Origin of the sequence: Dentiradicibacter hellwigii (assembly GCF_041770905.1) — a bacterium.
GTDB lineage: Bacteria > Pseudomonadota > Gammaproteobacteria > Burkholderiales > Rhodocyclaceae > Propionivibrio > Propionivibrio hellwigii.
Window position 1 is genome coordinate 57163 of the sequence record NZ_JBEUWX010000003.1, and the last position, 17229, is coordinate 74391.

General features: G+C 60.3%; 12 protein-coding genes and 1 riboswitch. Of the genes, 4 read left to right on the forward strand and 8 right to left on the reverse strand.

Features of this window, described 5'->3' with window-relative positions; translation table 11 throughout:
• Positions 1-91: 91 nt before the first annotated feature.
• Together ABCS64_RS11185 and ABCS64_RS11190 are read right to left on the reverse strand one after the other, a co-directional pair.
• Positions 92-2689, reverse strand: coding sequence for a TRAP transporter permease (locus ABCS64_RS11185; protein WP_418891977.1), 2598 nt, complete (start codon positions 2687-2689; stop codon positions 92-94).
• A 310-nt stretch (positions 2690-2999) separates the two neighbouring features.
• A complete protein-coding gene (locus ABCS64_RS11190) occupies positions 3000-3968 on the reverse strand; it encodes a TAXI family TRAP transporter solute-binding subunit (protein ID WP_418891978.1) in 969 nt (322 codons plus the stop codon).
• Positions 3969-4743: 775 nt separating this feature from the next.
• On the opposite strand from ABCS64_RS11190, the gene ABCS64_RS11195 reads away from it, so the two are divergent.
• The 3 genes from ABCS64_RS11195 (at position 4744) to ABCS64_RS11205 (ending at position 10791) form a co-directional block, all read left to right on the forward strand.
• Entirely contained in the window at positions 4744-5688 is a 945-nt protein-coding gene (locus ABCS64_RS11195; RefSeq protein ID WP_418891979.1) for a DUF4392 domain-containing protein, read from the forward strand.
• Between the two features lie 1167 nt (positions 5689-6855).
• A riboswitch (TPP riboswitch) is annotated at positions 6856-6955 on the forward strand.
• 131 nt (positions 6956-7086) lie between these two features.
• Positions 7087-9003 carry a phosphomethylpyrimidine synthase ThiC gene (gene thiC, locus ABCS64_RS11200; RefSeq protein ID WP_418891980.1) on the forward strand — a complete coding sequence of 639 codons (1917 nt, stop codon included), beginning with the start codon at positions 7087-7089 and terminating at the stop codon, positions 9001-9003.
• A gap of 1284 nt (positions 9004-10287) precedes the next feature.
• A complete protein-coding gene (locus tag ABCS64_RS11205) occupies positions 10288-10791 on the forward strand; it encodes a C40 family peptidase (protein WP_418891981.1) in 504 nt (167 codons plus the stop codon).
• 64 nt (positions 10792-10855) lie between these two features.
• On the opposite strand, the gene ABCS64_RS11210 is transcribed toward ABCS64_RS11205, so the two are convergent.
• The 3 genes from ABCS64_RS11210 to ABCS64_RS11220 form a co-directional block, all read right to left on the reverse strand.
• Complete coding sequence (locus ABCS64_RS11210) at positions 10856-11026, reverse strand: hypothetical protein (protein WP_418891982.1); 171 nt, start codon at positions 11024-11026, stop codon at positions 10856-10858.
• Between the two features lie 134 nt (positions 11027-11160).
• Complete coding sequence (locus ABCS64_RS11215) at positions 11161-12492, reverse strand: ATP-binding protein (RefSeq protein ID WP_418891983.1); 1332 nt, start codon at positions 12490-12492, stop codon at positions 11161-11163.
• Positions 12468-13133 (reverse strand): response regulator transcription factor, encoded by a 666-nt coding sequence (locus ABCS64_RS11220; RefSeq protein ID WP_418891984.1) that lies wholly within the window; start codon positions 13131-13133, stop codon positions 12468-12470. Before ABCS64_RS11220 ends, ABCS64_RS11215 begins: the two co-directional genes overlap by 25 nt.
• 802 nt (positions 13134-13935) lie before the next feature.
• Here ABCS64_RS11220 and ABCS64_RS11225 point away from each other — a divergent pair.
• A complete protein-coding gene (locus tag ABCS64_RS11225; protein ID WP_418891985.1) occupies positions 13936-14205 on the forward strand; it encodes an accessory factor UbiK family protein in 270 nt (89 codons plus the stop codon).
• Positions 14206-14372: 167 nt separating this feature from the next.
• On the opposite strand, the gene ABCS64_RS11230 is transcribed toward ABCS64_RS11225, so the two are convergent.
• From ABCS64_RS11230 to ABCS64_RS11240, 3 genes are all read right to left on the reverse strand, one after another.
• Positions 14373-15017, reverse strand: coding sequence for a flavin reductase family protein (locus ABCS64_RS11230; RefSeq protein ID WP_418891986.1), 645 nt, complete (start codon positions 15015-15017; stop codon positions 14373-14375).
• Between the two features lie 120 nt (positions 15018-15137).
• Positions 15138-16691 (reverse strand): hypothetical protein, encoded by a 1554-nt coding sequence (locus tag ABCS64_RS11235; RefSeq protein WP_418891987.1) that lies wholly within the window; start codon positions 16689-16691, stop codon positions 15138-15140.
• 249 nt (positions 16692-16940) lie between these two features.
• Complete coding sequence (locus ABCS64_RS11240; protein ID WP_418891988.1) at positions 16941-17228, reverse strand: hypothetical protein; 288 nt, start codon at positions 17226-17228, stop codon at positions 16941-16943.
• Position 17229: the final 1 nt, after the last annotated feature.

The following is a 17229-nucleotide window of genomic DNA, read 5'->3' on the forward strand; positions in this document are numbered from 1 at the left end:
TTCCGGGCGCCCGCTCGGAAATGCCCGAAATACGCGGGCTTCCGGGCAGGCGTGGCGGCGGCCGACGGCGCTGAGGCCGCCGCGGCGGGAATCAGGAGGGTGCGCCGGCGGCGATGCGCCGCCGCTGCATGACGATGATCAGCGCCAATACCCCAAGCGCCGGGATGAACATCCACTCGGCTGCCGGCCGTTCATTCGCCACTTCCATGGCAATGACCTTCTGCCCCTGCCGGAAGCCGATTTTCTCGGCCCGACTGCGGAAGCGGACGGAAACCACGTTCGTCTCCCCGCCCATCTCAAGCAGGCGAACACCAAAGGCATCCAGGCGCTTGGCGGCTGGTCCGGCCTCACCCAGCGACAGCAGCATTCCCTTTTTAATCAGTTTGCCGTTGGCGTCCTCGCCTTCAACCCAGAGACGCAGGCGCTTGCCATCCGGCGCTTTTTCAACGACTTGCATCAGATCGGCCGCCGGCACCTGGGTGTAGTGTGGGTAAATCATGTCCATCCAGAAGTCGGGACGGAACAGGCTGAAAGCCACGACCAGCAACAGCAGGGTTTCGTACCATTTGTTACGGGTCAGAAACCATAGCTGCGAGGCGGCGGCAAAAAGCAGGCTGGCAACCGTCGCCGAAATGAAGGTCAGCAGAAAACTGCCGATGCTTTCCACATCGATCAGCAGCAATTGCGTATTGAAGATGAACATAAACGGCAGCACGCTGGTGCGGATGCTGTACCAGAACGCCGTGAAGCCCGTCAGCAACGGGTCGGTCTTGGCAATGCCGGCGGCGGCATAAGCCGCCAGCCCCACCGGCGGCGTCACGTCGGCCATGATGCCAAAGTAGAAAACGAACATATGTATGGCGATCAGCGGCACAATCAGGCCGCTCTGCGCGCCCAGCTCAACCACCACCGGCGCCATCAGCGAAGAGACGATGATGTAGTTGGCCGTCGTCGGCACGCCCATGCCCAAAATCAGTGAAGCGACGGCAACCATGACCAGCATCACGATCAGATTGCCGGACGAAATCATCTCGACGACTTCCGCCAGCACCAGCCCGACGCCGGTCAGCGTCACCGTACCGACGATGATGCCTGCCGTTGACGTGGCGATCGCCACGCCGATCATGTTGCGCGCGCCCATCGTCAGGCCGACGAGCACGTCAACGACCCCTTGCCTGGCCTGCGCCGCCACATCGTTCCGACCCAAAAACCAGGCATGGAGAGGGCGTTGCGTCAGTAAAACAAAGATCAGGAAAACCGTCGCCCAGAAGGCCGACAGCGCGGGCGAAAGCTCCTCGATCATCAGATTCCAGATCAGCACCGCCACCGGCAGCAGAAAATGGATGCCGCTCTTGAGCGTCGGCCCGGGGTCGGGCAGCTCAATGATCGGCTGATTGGGATCGTCCAACTGCAACTCCGGATAGCGCGCCTCGAACTTGAGCAGAACGAGATACATCGCCAGCATCAGCGCGCCAATGACGAATAGGGAGGCCTCTCCGGCGACTGTCTTGATCCAGCCCAGCCCGTAATAAATGGCGTTCGCCAGAATGACGACGCCGCAGACCGTCATGATGATGTTGATGATTCGCCGCCCGACCGGCGGGATATGCCGGCGCGGAATACCCTGCAAGCCCGACTTACAGGCTTCGAGATGGACGATATAAAACAGCGCGATGTAGGACATCAGCGCCGGCAGCGCGGCGTGTTTGATGATCTGCGTATAGGGAATACCAACGTATTCGACCATCAGAAAGGCGGCCGCCCCCATCACCGGCGGCATGATCTGCCCGTCGACCGAGGCGGCCGTTTCAATCGCACCGGCGACGTGGGGTTTGTAGCCGATGCGTTTCATCAGCGGAATGGTAAAGGTACCGACCGTCGCCACATTGGCGATCGAGCTGCCCGAAATCACTCCAGTCAGTCCGGAGGAGACGACCGCCGCCTTGGCCGGGCCGCCGCGCATATGCCCAAGCAGCGACAGCGCCGACTTGATGAAGTAATTGCCGGCGCCGCCCGTATCGAGCAGCGCGCCGAAGAGAACGAAAAGAAAAACGAAACCGGACGAAACGCCGAGCGCAACGCCAAAAACCCCTTCGGTGGAGAGCCATAAATGCGACATTGCCTTGGAAAACGACGCGCCCTTGTGGGCGATCACGTCAGGCATATACGGACCGAGGAAAATATAGCCGATGAAAATCATCGCCATGACCGCCATCGGCACGCCGACCACACGGCGCGTGGTTTCCAGCAGCAGCACCAGCCCGCTACACGCCACGATGATATCCATCGTATTCGGCTGGCCGGGGCGATGCGCCAGTTGCTCGTAGAACAGACACAGATAGGCGGCGCAGAAAGCGCCCGCCAGTCCGAGCACCCAGTCCGGCAACGGAATCCATTGCCGCGGCGAACGCCTGAAGGCGGGAAACAGCATGAAGCCGAGGAAGATTGCCAGCGCCAGATGAATGGCGCGCGACTCGGTGTCGTTGAGGACGAAAATACCCAGCGAGAACGGCAGGGGGGAGGCAATCCACAACTGGAACAGCGACCACGCAAAGGCCACGCATAGCATGATCTGCGCCGTTACGCCCTGCGGACGACGCCTGCCGGTATCGGAATCGGCGACGAATTGCCGGACTTCCTCGTCCGTCATGCCCGGCGCGCTTTTTGTATTTTCTATCTTTTCGCTCACTCGCTTTCTCCGCTTGCAATACCCGTATTACTGCCCCTACCACCGCCCATATCACCGGCGCCGATTAGTGCTCGGTACACCAGGTACGCCACACTGATGACAAACTTCTGCGCACCCAAGCGCTTTTCGGAACAACTTTCCGGGAGGCTTTCTCCGCCCGCTTTCTATCTGCTTTTTGCCCATTTTCCGGCACGCCTCTTACCCGCACATTCCGTATGCTCGTGCGGCCGGCGTTCTGGCTGGCCGGCATGCCCCGCCCATACGGCGCACCGTATCGACGAAGCATCAACACACGGTCAGCTCTCGGTGATTACATCCAGCCTTTTTCCTTGTAGTACTTGACGGCGCCGGGATGCAGCGGCGCAGAAATCCCCTGCTTGATCATCGTCTTCGGATCGAAATTGGCAAACGCCGGATGCAGCTTCTTGAATTCTTCCAGATTATCGAAGACGGCCGACACCATGGCATAAACGACGTTATCCGGCACCTTGGCAGAGGTAACGAAGCTGGCCATGACACCAAAAGTCTTCACATCATCCGGGTTGTTCGGGTAGATGCCGCCGCGAATCGTCGAGAGCGCAAAATACGGATATTCCTTGATCAGCTTGTCGACGGCAGGGCCGGTAATCGACACCAGCTTGGCGCCGCAGGTCGTCGTCGGGTCCTGGATATTGGCCGTCGGGCTGCCGACCACGAAGGCAAAACCGTCGATCTTGTTATCGCACAGCGCCGCGCCGTGTTCATCCGGCTTCAGCTCCGAGGTCAGCGAAAAATCGCTGGTCTTCATCCCCAACGCATTCATCAGCATATCGGTCGTTAAGCGCGTTCCCGACCCAGGATTACCGACATTGAAACGCTTGCCCTTGAAATCCTCGAAAGTCTTGATATTGGCTTCCTTACGCGCCACAACCGTAAACGACTCCGTATAGACCGAGAAGACGGCACGCAAATCGGCATGTGGGCCGCTGTCCTTGAATTGCGCCAACCCTCTGACCGCGTTGTACTGGATATCCGACTGGGCGACGCCAAAATCCAGCTCGCCCGCCTTGATGGTATTGACGTTATAGACGGAACCGCCCGTACTTTCCACCGAGCAGCGAATACCGTGCTTGGCGCGCTCCTTGTTCATCAGGCGGCAGATGGCGCCGCCGGCGGCGTAGTACGTTCCCGTCACGCCGCCCGTACCGATCGTCACGAATTTCTGCTGCGCGACGGCCATCGGGCTGGCCAGCACAGAACCCAACAATGCGGCTGTTGCAACAAAGGTCAGTTTCTTCATGGTCAAACGCTCCTCTGTAAAAAATTTCATCATGATTCATACATCAGTTTTCAGCGCAAACCGCCCCAGAACCGGACGCCCGACTCGAACAGCCCCACTCCATCAGGCTTCCGGCGCCCAGACACCGATGCAGCGACGCTGAAAACACCGGATCATTGACTCGAACCGGCACGCCCCGGCGACACACTTACCTGCCTGCCGGCGTGCTGCCTCCCTTCCTAGCGCACCGTTTGCGTCTGCACGCAGATCGAAATCAATCACTCAAGCTGTGCGCACAACATTATTCTGTAACAGAACACATCTCGGCGCTAGTCTGCATAAAAAATGGGCGCTTAAATCCCGAAAAGTTGATCGCCCGCGCCAGCCGGGCAACCCACGGGGAATGCCGGTGATGCGGGCTGATCGCCCGCGCAGACCGGCCCTCCTGAAACTGTACGGTCGCGCGCGGAGCTGCGGGAGAACACTGATCACCCGCACAAGCCGGGCCGCCGCGCCGATCAGGCGGCGTGGCGTTCCGCATCACGGGCGGACGAAGAGCATTTCCGCCCTTGGGCACAGATGACGTTATCACCGAGGTTGTTCCACATCACAGGCGGGCGACAGATCATCACTGCCGCCCGCGTCCAGCAGCCATGCCCATTACCCACACCCAGAAATGGCGCTCTTGCGGTCTTTTGGCGACACCCGACAATCCAGCGACATTGAGGCCACCACCCCGTAAATACGCGGCTTGTGGCAGTATGGCGCACTTCATGAAACTTCGGAGACTCACGGCATGAGCGACGTTGCGGCACACACCGCCCCAGAGTGCATGGCCGCCCTAAAACGCATTGCCCACCTGATCCGGCACGATCCCGGCCAGCGCGGGCTATCCAGCCTGGCGCTGGCGGACGATCTGCCGCCGGCGGCTGCCAGCCTGCTGCGCGGCGAGCGCATCCTCATCGTGACCGGTTTCTGCATCCGGGCAGCGATGATCGGCGAGAATGACGGCCCGCCCGGCGCGCTGGCGCTGGCCGACGCGCTGCACCGGCTTGGCAAAAAAGTCACACTGATCACCGACCGGCACAGCGCGGGGCTGCTGGCTGCCGCCGAGCCATTGTTCAAGGCCCAAGACGACGGCTGCCCCGCCTCATCCCAGCCGTTTCCGATCATCTCCCTGCCCGACGCGCAGCGCCTGGCCGACCGCCAGATCGACGAAATCATCCGGACGCATCGCCCGACACACGTTCTCGCCATCGAGCGGCCGGGCAGCGCCCTGGATGGGCATCGCTACTCAATGCGCGGCGAACGGCTCGACGACATCGTCCCCGCCGCCGACCGGCTGATGCCACCGGCGGAACGGCGGAACTACACGACGATCGCCATCGGCGACGGCGGCAACGAACTGGGGCTAGGTGCGCTGCGCAGCCGTCTGAAAAACCGGGTTGCCCACGGCGAACTGATTTTCTGCGCAACGCCCGCCGATTACGTGATTCCGGCGGGGGTTTCCAACTGGGGCGGCCACGCCCTGGTCGCCGCGCTCTCCGTGCTTTCCGGCCGGCCGCTGCTGCGCCCGGTCATGCATGAGCAGCGCGTGCTGGAAACCCTGCTTGCCGCCGGCGCGGTCGATGGCAGCCTGCGCCGGCGCGCGCTGTCCGTCGATGGCATCGGCTGGCATGAATACGCGCAGATATTGACGGCGCTGCACCGCGCGGTCGACGCAGCGTTGCAGGCGACGTAAACGCGGGCAAGGACAAGGGCCGCGAGCACAAAAGCACGCGCGACCTTCGCCACCAAGCGCCTCGCCATACCTCGCCAGGCGGCGATTGAGGTCATCCCGGAGACGATGCCCTGAAGCCCGTGTAAACAGGCCATCTCCGGGCACCCTGCCCGCTAGCCCTTTATTCATAAGGGCTTCAGAGGTGCCTACCCGGAGCGCCTTTATCCGCGCGGGGTTCGGGACCTCTTCCCGGCAGGGGAGAATTGGAAAAATGCGTGGGGCGGAAGCGCAGGTGCATCTCCAAAAAGAGGTGGCCTGAAGCCCGCGTATTTAGGGCATCTCCGGTTACCCTGCCCGCCAGCCCTTTATTGATAAGGGTTACAGAGGTGCCTGACCGGAAACGCCCTATCCACGCGGGTTTCCGGGTGTCTACCTAGAGCACCTTTATCCAAGTGGGGTTCAGAGCACCCGAAAATCCTCTCGCCCTTTGGGAGAGGAATTTGAAGAGAGGGTAAAAAAGATAAAAAGAGCGCAGGGGCAATATCAAATCCCATCTGAAATAACAGAAGCCAAGCCTTCGGCGTGTTGCCCTCTCTGCCCCTTCGGGGCATCTCCCCCACAAGGGGAGAATTAAAAACCCATCGGCCACCGACGCGACGGCTCCGTTACGTCTTTTCCCAAAGAGGTGCCCGCAAGCCCACGTATTTAGGGAATTTTCGGACACCCTACCCGCCAGCCCTTTATTTATAAGGGTTCCAGAGGCACCTGTTCGGAAGTCCTTTATCCATGCGGGTTTTAGAGGAGGTGACGGGAAATGCCCTGTTTACGCGGACTCTAGCGGCACCTTTCGGTAAGCACCCCTTCCAGATAGGTAAGCACGGAGCACCCTAACCCCTTAGGCGCAGCCGCAGGCGCGGGGCGGCTTGGCGGAAGCAAGGGCTTGATTGTCTGAGCGCAGCGAGTTAATCAAGCCCGCCGCCAAGCGACCCGCGACAAGGGGTTTTCTGCGCCTGGGGTCGCCTTTCTTTGCTGACTTTCTTTGGCGAGGCAAAGAAAGTCAGCGGGGCGCGCTGCCGCTCAGCGCAACGGCATCAAGAGAAGCCTCGCGGGTGGAGCCAGCGCCGTATTCTCCGTATTCCGGCAAAGTAAACCGCAACAGCTTGCCTTGCCGCGGCAATTCCAGTAGCGTGGCGAGGTATGGGGTGCTGCGCCTGAATTGACGCGGCTGAGAGAGTCCCTTTGAACCTGTACGGATAATGCCGTCGTAGGGAAGCCGATGTGGAATCATGGTTCGACCGGCCCGATTTCACCCTGTTTTCACTCTATTTCCAAGCTGTCCGGATCACTCAGCCGGGGCGCCCCTTGCCGGCATCGCGCATCGAGCGATGCTTTTTCCACCACGAACCGCAAGGAGCCGCCATGAACGCCAAGGAACCATTCATCGCCGCCGCCGCCCGCGTCGATGCGGCCGCCATCGAACCGTTGCCGAATTCGCGCAAAATCTACCTGGAGGGGAGCCGCCCGGACATTCGCGTGCCGATGCGCGAAATTGCGCAGAACGATACGCCGACGGCATTTGGCGGCGAAAAGAATCCGCCGATTTTTGTTTACGACTGCTCCGGCCCCTACACCGACCCGCAGGCCGACATCGACATTCGGCGCGGGCTGCCCGCCCTGCGCGCCGGCTGGATTGCCGAACGCGGCGATACGCAAACGCTTCCCGGCCCTTCATCGGCCTATGGCCGGCAACGCGCTGCCGATGCTTCGCTCGACGCGCTGCGTTTTCCCGGCCTGCGCCGCCAGCCATTGCGCGCCCGCACGGGGTGCAATGTCACGCAACTGCACTATGCCCGCCGGGGCATCATCACGCCGGAGATGGAATTCGTCGCCCTGCGTGAAAATCTCAACCGCGCCGCCTACCTCGAATCGCTACGCAAAACCGGCGAGAACGGCGGCAAAATGGCGGCACTGCTGACCCGCCAGCATCCGGGGCAAAGCTTCGGCGCATCGATTCCGCAGGACATCACGCCGGAATTCGTGCGCAGCGAAGTGGCGCGCGGGCGCGCCGTCATCCCGGCCAACATCAACCATCCGGAAGCCGAGCCGATGATCATCGGCCGCAATTTTCTGACCAAGATCAACGCCAATATCGGCAATTCGGCGCTGGGTTCCTCGATCCAGGAAGAAGTCGAAAAAATGACCTGGGCGATCCGCTGGGGCGGCGACACGGTCATGGATCTGTCTACCGGAAAGAACATCCACGAAACGCGCGAATGGATCGTGCGCAATTCGCCGGTGCCGATCGGCACCGTGCCCATCTACCAGGCGCTGGAAAAGGTCGATGGCCGGGCCGAAGCGCTGACCTGGGAAATCTTCCGCGACACGCTGATTGAGCAGGCCGAACAGGGCGTGGATTATTTCACCATCCACGCCGGCGTCCTGCTGCGCTATATCCCGCTTACCGCCCACCGCATGACCGGCATCGTCTCGCGCGGCGGCTCGATCATGGCCAAATGGTGCCTCGCCCACCATACGGAAAGCTTTCTCTACACGCATTTCGAGGAGATGTGCGAAATCATGAAAGCCTACGATGCCGCCTTCAGCCTCGGTGACGGCTTGCGCCCCGGCTCAATCTACGACGCCAACGATGACGCGCAGCTGGCTGAACTGAAGACGCTCGGCGAACTCACCGACATTGCCTGGAAGCACGACTGCCAGGTATTCATCGAAGGTCCCGGCCATGTGCCGATGCACCTCATCAAGGAAAACATGGACCTGCAACTCAAATACTGCCGGGAAGCGCCGTTCTATACGCTCGGCCCGCTGACGACCGACATCGCGCCCGGCTACGACCACATCACCAGCGGCATCGGCGCGGCAATGATCGGCTGGTACGGCACAGCCATGCTCTGCTACGTCACGCCCAAGGAACATCTCGGCCTGCCCGACAAAAACGATGTGAAGGAAGGCATCATCACCTACAAGCTCGCCGCCCATGCGGCCGACCTCGCCAAAGGCCATCCGGGCGCGCAGATCCGCGACAACGCCCTCTCCAAGGCGCGCTACGAATTTCGCTGGGAAGACCAGTTCAATCTGGGCCTCGACCCTGACCGGGCGCGCCAGTTTCACGACGAAACCCTGCCCAAGGAATCGGCCAAAATCGCGCATTTCTGCTCGATGTGCGGGCCGCATTTCTGCTCGATGAAAATCACGCAGGAAGTCCGCCACTTTGCCGCCGAACAAGGCATTGCGGAAAACGAAGCCATCGCCAAAGGCCTGGAAGCCAAGGCAATCGAGTTCGTCAAAAGCGGCGCCGAGATTTATCGCAAAGTGTAAGCGGCTACACCCCTGCCCCGAAGCCTTTGTATTTAGGGTATCTCCGGGGTGATTGATAGCGGCTTCCTTTACCAAAATACGGCGTTGGCTTGCCTTGTCTTTTAGCAAAATCGAGCCGCTATATTTAGGGCGTCTCAAATATGGGTGCCCTGAACCCGGCGTATTTAGGACATCTCCGGCACCCCTGCCCTGAAGCCCTTTATTTATAAGTGTCTCAGAGGCACCTGCCCGGAAATAGCCTATCTACACGGGGTTCCGAGCACCTGCCTAGAGCACCTTTATCTACACGGTTCGGAGCACCCCAAAAACCCCTTACCCTTTGGGAGAGGATAAAAAGGCAAATAAAGCGCAGGAGAAAAATCAAATCCCATCTGAAGTAACAGAAGCCAAGCCTTTGGCGTGTTGCCCTCTCTGCCCCTTTGGGGCATCTCCCCCACAGGGGGAGAATTAAAAACCCATCGACCGCCGATGCGACGGTTCCGTGACGCCTTCTCCAAAAGGGGCTGCCCGCCAGCCCGCGTATTTAGGGCATCTCCGAGGGGTATGCCCTGAAACCCTTTATTTATAAGGGGTTGCGGGCATATCCCTTTACGTATTCGATCACTACGAAGTACCAAAAAACCCCTTAGGCGCAGCCGCAGGCGCGGGGGAGCTTGGCGGAAGCAAGGGCTTGATTGTTTGAGCGCAGCGAGTTAATCAAGCCCGCCGACAAGCAAACCCGCGACAAGGAGTCTTCTGCGCCTCGGGGTCGTTTTTCTTTGCTAACTTTCTTTGGCGAGATAAAGAAAGAAGGTAGGAAAGTCAGCGGGGCGCGCTGCCGCTCAGCGCAACGGCATCAAAAGGAGTTTCGTGGGCAGAAATCAACGCGCATGCTGTAATGCTGTAGCGATTCTTGTTTTTTAGTTTTAGTGCACCTGCCTTGCAGTCCTTTATCCGCGCGGGTTTCTGGACATCTCCCCCACAGGGAGAATTGGAAAAACTCAGGGGGCGGAAGCGCAGGCGCATCTCCAGAAAGAGGTGGCCTGAAGCCCACGTATTTAGGGCATCTCCGAGAGAGGTGCTCTGAACCCCTTATAAAAAGGGCATCTCAGAGCACCCTGCCCGCTAGCCCTTTATTTACAAGGTTTCCAGAGGCGCCCACCCGGAAACGCCCTATCCACGCGGGGTTCAGAGCGCCTTTATCCACGCGGGCTACAGCGGCGCCAGCGGGAAACGCCGGCGACGTTCATTCCGCCGATACCGCCGCGGCAAGGAAAATGGCGGCGGTTTCGCTATACTCCGCCCATGCATAAATCGTTCTCTCCCTCTCTGCGCAGGCTGCCGCTGCTGGCGGTACTGCTGGTCTGCTTCCTGCTCGGCGCTTGCAGCAGCCTGTCCACGATACGGTACAAGCCGCGCGGCCCGGAAAGCGGCAAAGGCAGCGAAGTTGTCCTATTCGCGCTGGGGCTTATCGACACCGGCTATCGCTTTGGCGGCAAGAACCCGGAAGCGGGACTCGATTGCAGCGGCATGGTCGCCTACATCTATGACCGCTCTCTCGGCCTCAAGGTGAGCGGCAGCGCCGCTGACATCGCCCGCCGCGGCCAGCCCATCGACCGCAGCCAGTTGCGCCCCGGCGATCTGGTCTTTTTCAACACGCGCAATGCGCCGCTCTCGCATGTGGGCGTTTATATCGGCAACAACCGTTTCGTACATGCCCCCTCCACCAACGGACGGGTGCGCATCGACAGCATGCACAGCCGTTACTTCGCCCAGCGCTACGAAACGGCGCGCAGCTACTTCGACTAAAGCGCCATCGCGGGAGAAGTGATACGGCAGATCTCCGGGCGATCTGCCCGTCCGGCGGATATGCTTAGCCTTCCGCGAGCAATTCGGGAAAACGCTTTAGATCGGCATTGCCGGTATTAACGACGATGTTCATGCGCTTGCCGCGCACTTCCCTTTCATCGTCCGGATGCCAGTGAGGGAAAGGCCTCCGGGCAGCGGCCGCCGCGTTATCGCCAAAAGCAGGTGCTCCCGGCATGCGCAGAATCCTCGCTGATATTGAAATGAATCGATAATCCACGCGGATGTTGCCAGCCGTGCGGGCGGCGTCAGAAGACGAAGCCTCAAAAAACGGCGCGCTAAAAGACGACGCGCCAAAAGACGGGGCGCGCATCATGCCGATTCAAAAACCAGCCTCACCTTCAATCCTTTCGGGAACTGCGTCGCGTCGCCCAGCTCGAGCCGCGCCCCAAGTCTTTGGGCGATCGCCTGGACGATGGATAGCCCGAGTCCTGAGCCTGTTTGCCCGCTGCCCAGCACGCGGTAGAAGGGGTCGAGCACGCGTTCGCGCTCGGCGGCGGGAATGCCGACGCCGTTGTCTTCCACCTCCAGGATGACTTGCCGCCCTGCTTGCCGGACGGATAAATCCACCCGCCCGCCATCGGGGGTATAGCGGATGGCGTTATCCGCCAGGTTGCGCACCAGGGTGAACAAATCCATTTCGTGCGCCAGCACCCTGGCGTCCGGGCCGTCGACCATGCCGATGTCCAGCGATTTGGCCTCGGCCAGCGGCAGCAGATCTTCGAGCACGCGCCGGTACACGCCGCGAACGGAGACGGCCTGCGCCGGCGCCGGCACGGCGCTTTGCGCCCGCGCCAGACTGAGCAGTTGTTCGAGCAGTTTGCGGCCACGCTCGATGCCTTGGCGCAGCGTTGCCAGGCGCTGTCGCGCTTCGTCGGACATTTCAGCGGCATTGAGGCGTTCCGCCTGGAGGGAAAGCGCCGTCAGCGGCGAGCGCAGCTCGTGGGCGGCATCGGCGACAAAGCGGCGTTGACTTTCCATCGCCTCGCCAACGCGCCCAAGCAGGCGATTGATCGCGTTGACAAAGGGCTGGATTTCCGACGACAGATTGACGGTCTGCAAGGGATGTAGTGCCTGCTCATTGCGCGCATCGACTTCCGCCGCCAGTTGGGCGACCGGGCGCAGCATCTTGCGCAGCAGGTAGGTGACGACCAGCAGCAGGGTGGGCGCCAGAATCAGCAGCGGCAAGACGGTCAGAAAGGCGCTGTCCTGCGCAATTTCATCGCGCACTTCGGTTTCCTGGGCGACGGCGATACGCTGCCCGTCACGCAGTGTCCGGATCAGGACGCGGTAGGTGTCGCCACGCAGCTTCAGGGTATGCTTGCCGTCTTTCAGATGATCCGGAATCGGCAAGCTGCGTTTGGCCGCTTTGCCGCGCGGCGCAAGCAGCTGGATGACCAGATCCGAATCGTCGTCGTCGCGCTTGCCGTTCAGCTCCATCAGCGCCAGCGCCGCCGCAGGCTGGTTCTGCACAAAGGCCGCAACCTGCGAGAGCATGTCGTCCTGCAATTCATGGGCTTCCTCAAACGCGCTGTAGAAGGAAAAGGCCCCCGCCACCAGCGCCATCGAGACAATGGCCGCCGACAAGGCCAGCGCCAGGCGGAAGTAAATGGAATGCTTCAGGCGTTCTTTGCAACCATCCATCCCGCACCCCGTACATTTTTAATGGCATCGCTGCCGAGTTTCTTGCGCAGGGCGTGAATCAGGAAATCAATGGCATTGCTTTCCACCTCTTCGCCCCAGCCATAGACGCGCTCCTCCAGATCGGCGCGCGAGAGGATCGCCCCCGGCCGCACCATCAGCGCCTGCAACAGCGCAAATTCGCGGCTCGACAGCGGCACGGCCTCACCCCCGCGAACCGTCGCTTCATGCGTTGCCGGGTCGAGCGTCAAACAGGCGCTGACCAGCACCGGCGCAGCGCGGCCGCCCTTGCGGCGGAGTACGGCGCGCATGCGCGCCAGCAATTCAGACATGGCAAACGGTTTGAGCACGTAATCGTCGGCGCCGTCGTCCAATCCGCGGATACGGTCATCCAGCCCATCGCGGGCCGTCATGATGAGCACCGGCATCGGATCATCCTTGCGCCGGATCGCGCGCAGCACTTCCAGGCCGTCCTTGCCAGGCAGCCCCAGATCAAGCAGCACCAGATCGTAGCGTTGCACCGCCAGCGCGGACAGTGCCGCCACGCCATCCCGCACCCAGTCAGCCGCATAGGCCGCATCCTTCAGCGCAGACTGTACGGCGCTGCCAATCATGGCATCATCTTCAACCAGAAGCACACGCACGAAAAACTCCTCTATCACGAAAAAAGACAAGCTGCGGCAAGGCTGCCCGCGAAAGCGCATGATACGCAGACAAACTTAGCCGCGCATTAGGGCGCTTTATTAGCCCCCACCCGCTCTTAAAAAAACAGGGCAAAAAACATAAAATGCCCGGAACCCCTTTAAAAATAAGGGCCTCACGGCATCAAAAAATATAAGTTAGAAAATTACGCTCTGCCGCCGTGCATCTCGCACTCCTTTTTAAAGGGGGCGCCGCCCAAAGGGCGGAGGGGTTTTCGCTCTTTTCACTCGCCTTGCCCTCTCTCCTGCCCTTTCCCATGCATAGACCGGACACATAGGTAACAGCGTGCGAAAACATGGGTAACACTTCCCCCGTCCTCGCCGATAAAAAAACTCATGCTCTGAAGTCCTTTATCCACGCGGGTTTGGGGCATCTTCCCAACAGGGGGAGAATTGGAAAAACGCGGGGGACGGAAGCGCAGGTGTATCTCCAAAAAGAGGTGGCCTGAAGCCCGTGTATTTAGTGCATCTCCGAGGGGTATGCTCTGGAGCCCTTGTAAACAGGGCATCTTCGACACCCCTACCCTGAAGCCCTTTATTTATAAGGACTCCAGAGGCGCCTGCCCGCAAACGCCCTATCCACGCGGGTTCCGAAGGGTGCCCTGAAACCCTTTATCCATGCGGACGCCGGCGATACTTGCCAGCCAGTAGCCGGCGTGTCGCCGGCCGGAAGAAGGCGTGTGCTAGACTCTTTGCCGCTGCTTTTCCGACTCTTTTCGTTCCGCTCCCCACTGAAAGCGCCGCCATGATCGACTCCAAATTCTTCGACGAACTTAGCAAGCACTTGAGCGCCGTCATTGCCGCCAGCCCCGCCGCCGATATCGAAAAAAACATCCGCGCCCTGCTTTCCGGCGTGTTTACCCGACTCGACCTCGTAACGCGCGAGGAATTCGACGTGCAGGCGAACATACTGCAACGCACGCGCGCCAACCTCCAGGCGCTGGAAACCCGCGTGGCGCAAATGGAGCGGGCCGTGGGAGAAGAAAAAACGGTTCTCGCCCATAACCCGGAATAGCGCCTTTCCGACATATTGTCCGATACTTTGTCTGACACCTTGTCAGATACCTCATCCAGCGCGCCAGGCAACCTGCCCGACGGCTCCAGCCCACCACCCGACACGGCTTATACCCGCCGCCCGGACAGGCACAGCGGCAGGTGCCGGCAGCCCGCGCATCCCTCCAATCAGTTCCCGCCCGCCGGCGGCGTGCCGGCATTTTTCTCCAGCCACTGCGCGTAGCTGATGCGCGCTGTATTGAAGGCATCCGTCGTGCGGCAGTACATCGACGGCGATCCCATACGGCCCAGCGGCGCAAAACCATTGACGCGCAGGCGCGGGCCGAGCAGCTCATCGGCGACATGGAACATGAGCACCTCGCCGATGAACATCGTGTAATGACCCAACGGCTGCTCGCTGTACAGCGAACATTCCAGGCTCACTTTGGCCTCGGCAATACGCGGGGTCGCCATTTTGACCGACGGCGCGCAATGCAGGCCGGCCACGTCCACCTCGCTGATGTCCGGCGGAAAGTCGGCGGCCGAGAGATTCATCGCATCGAGCAGATCTTCCGTCACCAGATTGACGACGAATTCCTTCCGCGCCCGCACGTTGCGTTCCGTATCCTTCGGCACGCCGGACTCGTTCTGCATGACGCTGAACATCACATACATCGGCGCGGCGCTGACGGCATTAAAAAAGCTGAACGGCGCAAGATTGACGAGGCCGTGTTCGCCCAGGGTGCTTACCCAGGCAATTGGGCGCGGCACAATCAGATTGCTCAACAGCTTGTAATTGTCGGCCGCGGTATGTTGGGACGGGTCGATCTGCATAGGAAACGGTTCCTGGAAAAAAGGCTCCCGCAGGGGGAGCCTTGTTGAGCGGCGCGGTGTTCCAGAAACGCCGCGAAATGAAGATAAAACGTCCGCCGATGTGCCCGGCCGGAACGTTGCTTAGTCTTCTGACCGGACACGCACATCGAATGCCTGGCCGCCAATCGATACGTGGTAGAGATTGCCGCCAAAGTCTGCCGGCGCGGGAGCGGGAGCGGGTGCCGGCACAGGCGCAGGAACGGGCGCGGCGGCAGGGGCAGACGCCTTGTTCGGGTCTTTCTTCGGCACGTCAACCTTGAAGTTGCCTTTGAGGAAATCCAGTCCTTTGTTGCCCGCCTTGGAGGCAAAAGCGCCGATGATGAAGATGTTTTCGTCGGTCACCGGCAGGCCATTTTCCTCAAGCAGTTTTCTCGCCTTGGGAATGCCGGGTTCGAGATCCTTGATCGGGTCGCCCGTAAACACGGGCTTCTTAAGCTGCTCCGAGGCGATCTTGACAATTTCCGGATCGGGCGCCACCGGCGTTTTGCCAAAATAACCGAGCACCATGTTGCCATAGCCGTCGGTCATTTTTTCCCACTTGCCCATCAGCACGTTGGCGTACGCCTGCTGGAAGTAGAACTGCGACACCGGCGTCACCGAAGTGCCGAAGCCGCCGCGCGCCACGCATTCGGACATCGCCTCGATCACTTTCGGATACAGGTGGAAGGTCTTGTCCTTGCGCATCATCAGCGTGTTGGCGGTGAGCGCGCCGCCCGGCATCGGGCTGAAGATCACTTCCGAGTCGACGCCCAGCGCTTCCGGCGGAAACTCATAATCCTTAAAGCATTCCTTGGCGATGCGGTTGGCTTCCATGAGCTTATCGATATCGATGCCGAGATCGTAGTCAGTCCCCTTGAGCGCGTGCCAAAGCGAGAATAGATCCGGCTGCGAGGTGCCGCCGGAAAGCGGCGCGCGCGCCACACAGACGCCGTCGCAACCGGCCTCGATGGCCGCCAGATATTGCGCCAGGCCGGTGCCGCAGGTTTCGTGGCTATGGATGCGCAGCTCGACTTTGTCGCCAAGCAGCTTGCGCGCTTGTTTGAAGGTTTCGTATACCTTGCGTGGGTTCGAAGTCCCCGAGGCATCCTTGAAGCAGACGCTGGTATAGGGCACGCCGGCATCGAGAATCTGGCGCAGCACCTTGATGTAGAACGCCGGATCGTGCGCGCCCGAGCAACCGCGCGGCAGTTCCATCATGGTCACGACGACTTCGTGCTCCAGGCCCGCGTCAACGATGCATTTTCCGGAATAAATCAGATTATTGACATCGTTGAGCGCATCGAAATTGCGGATGCGGGTAATGCCGTGTTTCTTGAACATCTTTGCATGCAGGTCGATCATGTCGGCCGGCTGCTGCTCGAGCGCGACGACGTTGATGCCGCGCGCCAGCGTTTGCAGGCGGACATCCGGGCCGACCGCCTTGCGGAACGCGTCCATCATGTCGAAGGCCGATTCACCGCAATACAGGAAAGGCGCCTGAAAGCGCGCGCCGCCGCCCGACTCGAAATGCGTAATGCCGGCGTCTACCGCCGCTTCTACGGCGGGAATAAAATCTTTGGTCAGCACGCGCGCGCCGAATATGGACTGGAATCCATCGCGGAAAGTAGTGTCCTGAAAGAGAATACGCTTAATCATGACGCCCTCGTCGGAAGTAAAAAAATCGGGTGAAGTCGGGATTGAAAAGCTCGTAGATCAACTGCCGCAAATAGCATGGCGGGCATGCCGGTGAAACCAAAAAGTAACCGGTTGCATTATACCTGCGCCGCCCACCAGGCACCGCCAATTTTTCGGCCTTTCCGGACGGGCATCGTTCGCCTGTTTTATCGGTGCGTACCGCAGCAGCTATGGGTCTTTCGTGCCCGCGCAGGAAGCCTCCTCGATGAGTTAAACAGTGCGCCGTTCGTTATCCGTGGTTTTTTTCGTACTCGCATAGGAAATATATCCCCGGCGCGCCGATTCTCCCGGCGATCGAGCAGCCTGCGCATGGCAAGCATGAAACCCGGCGGGCACGGCGCGTGGGTGATAAAAAACAATGCAAAAGACCACGACGATAACGACCGCAGCCAATAGATCGACGCCCGATGCAGTCACCGTCTTCCCACACCGCCGGCGTGGCTGCTTTTTGTTCTTCTGACTTTTTTCGTTCCTTTTCTTTTTCGTGCTTTTTTCCATA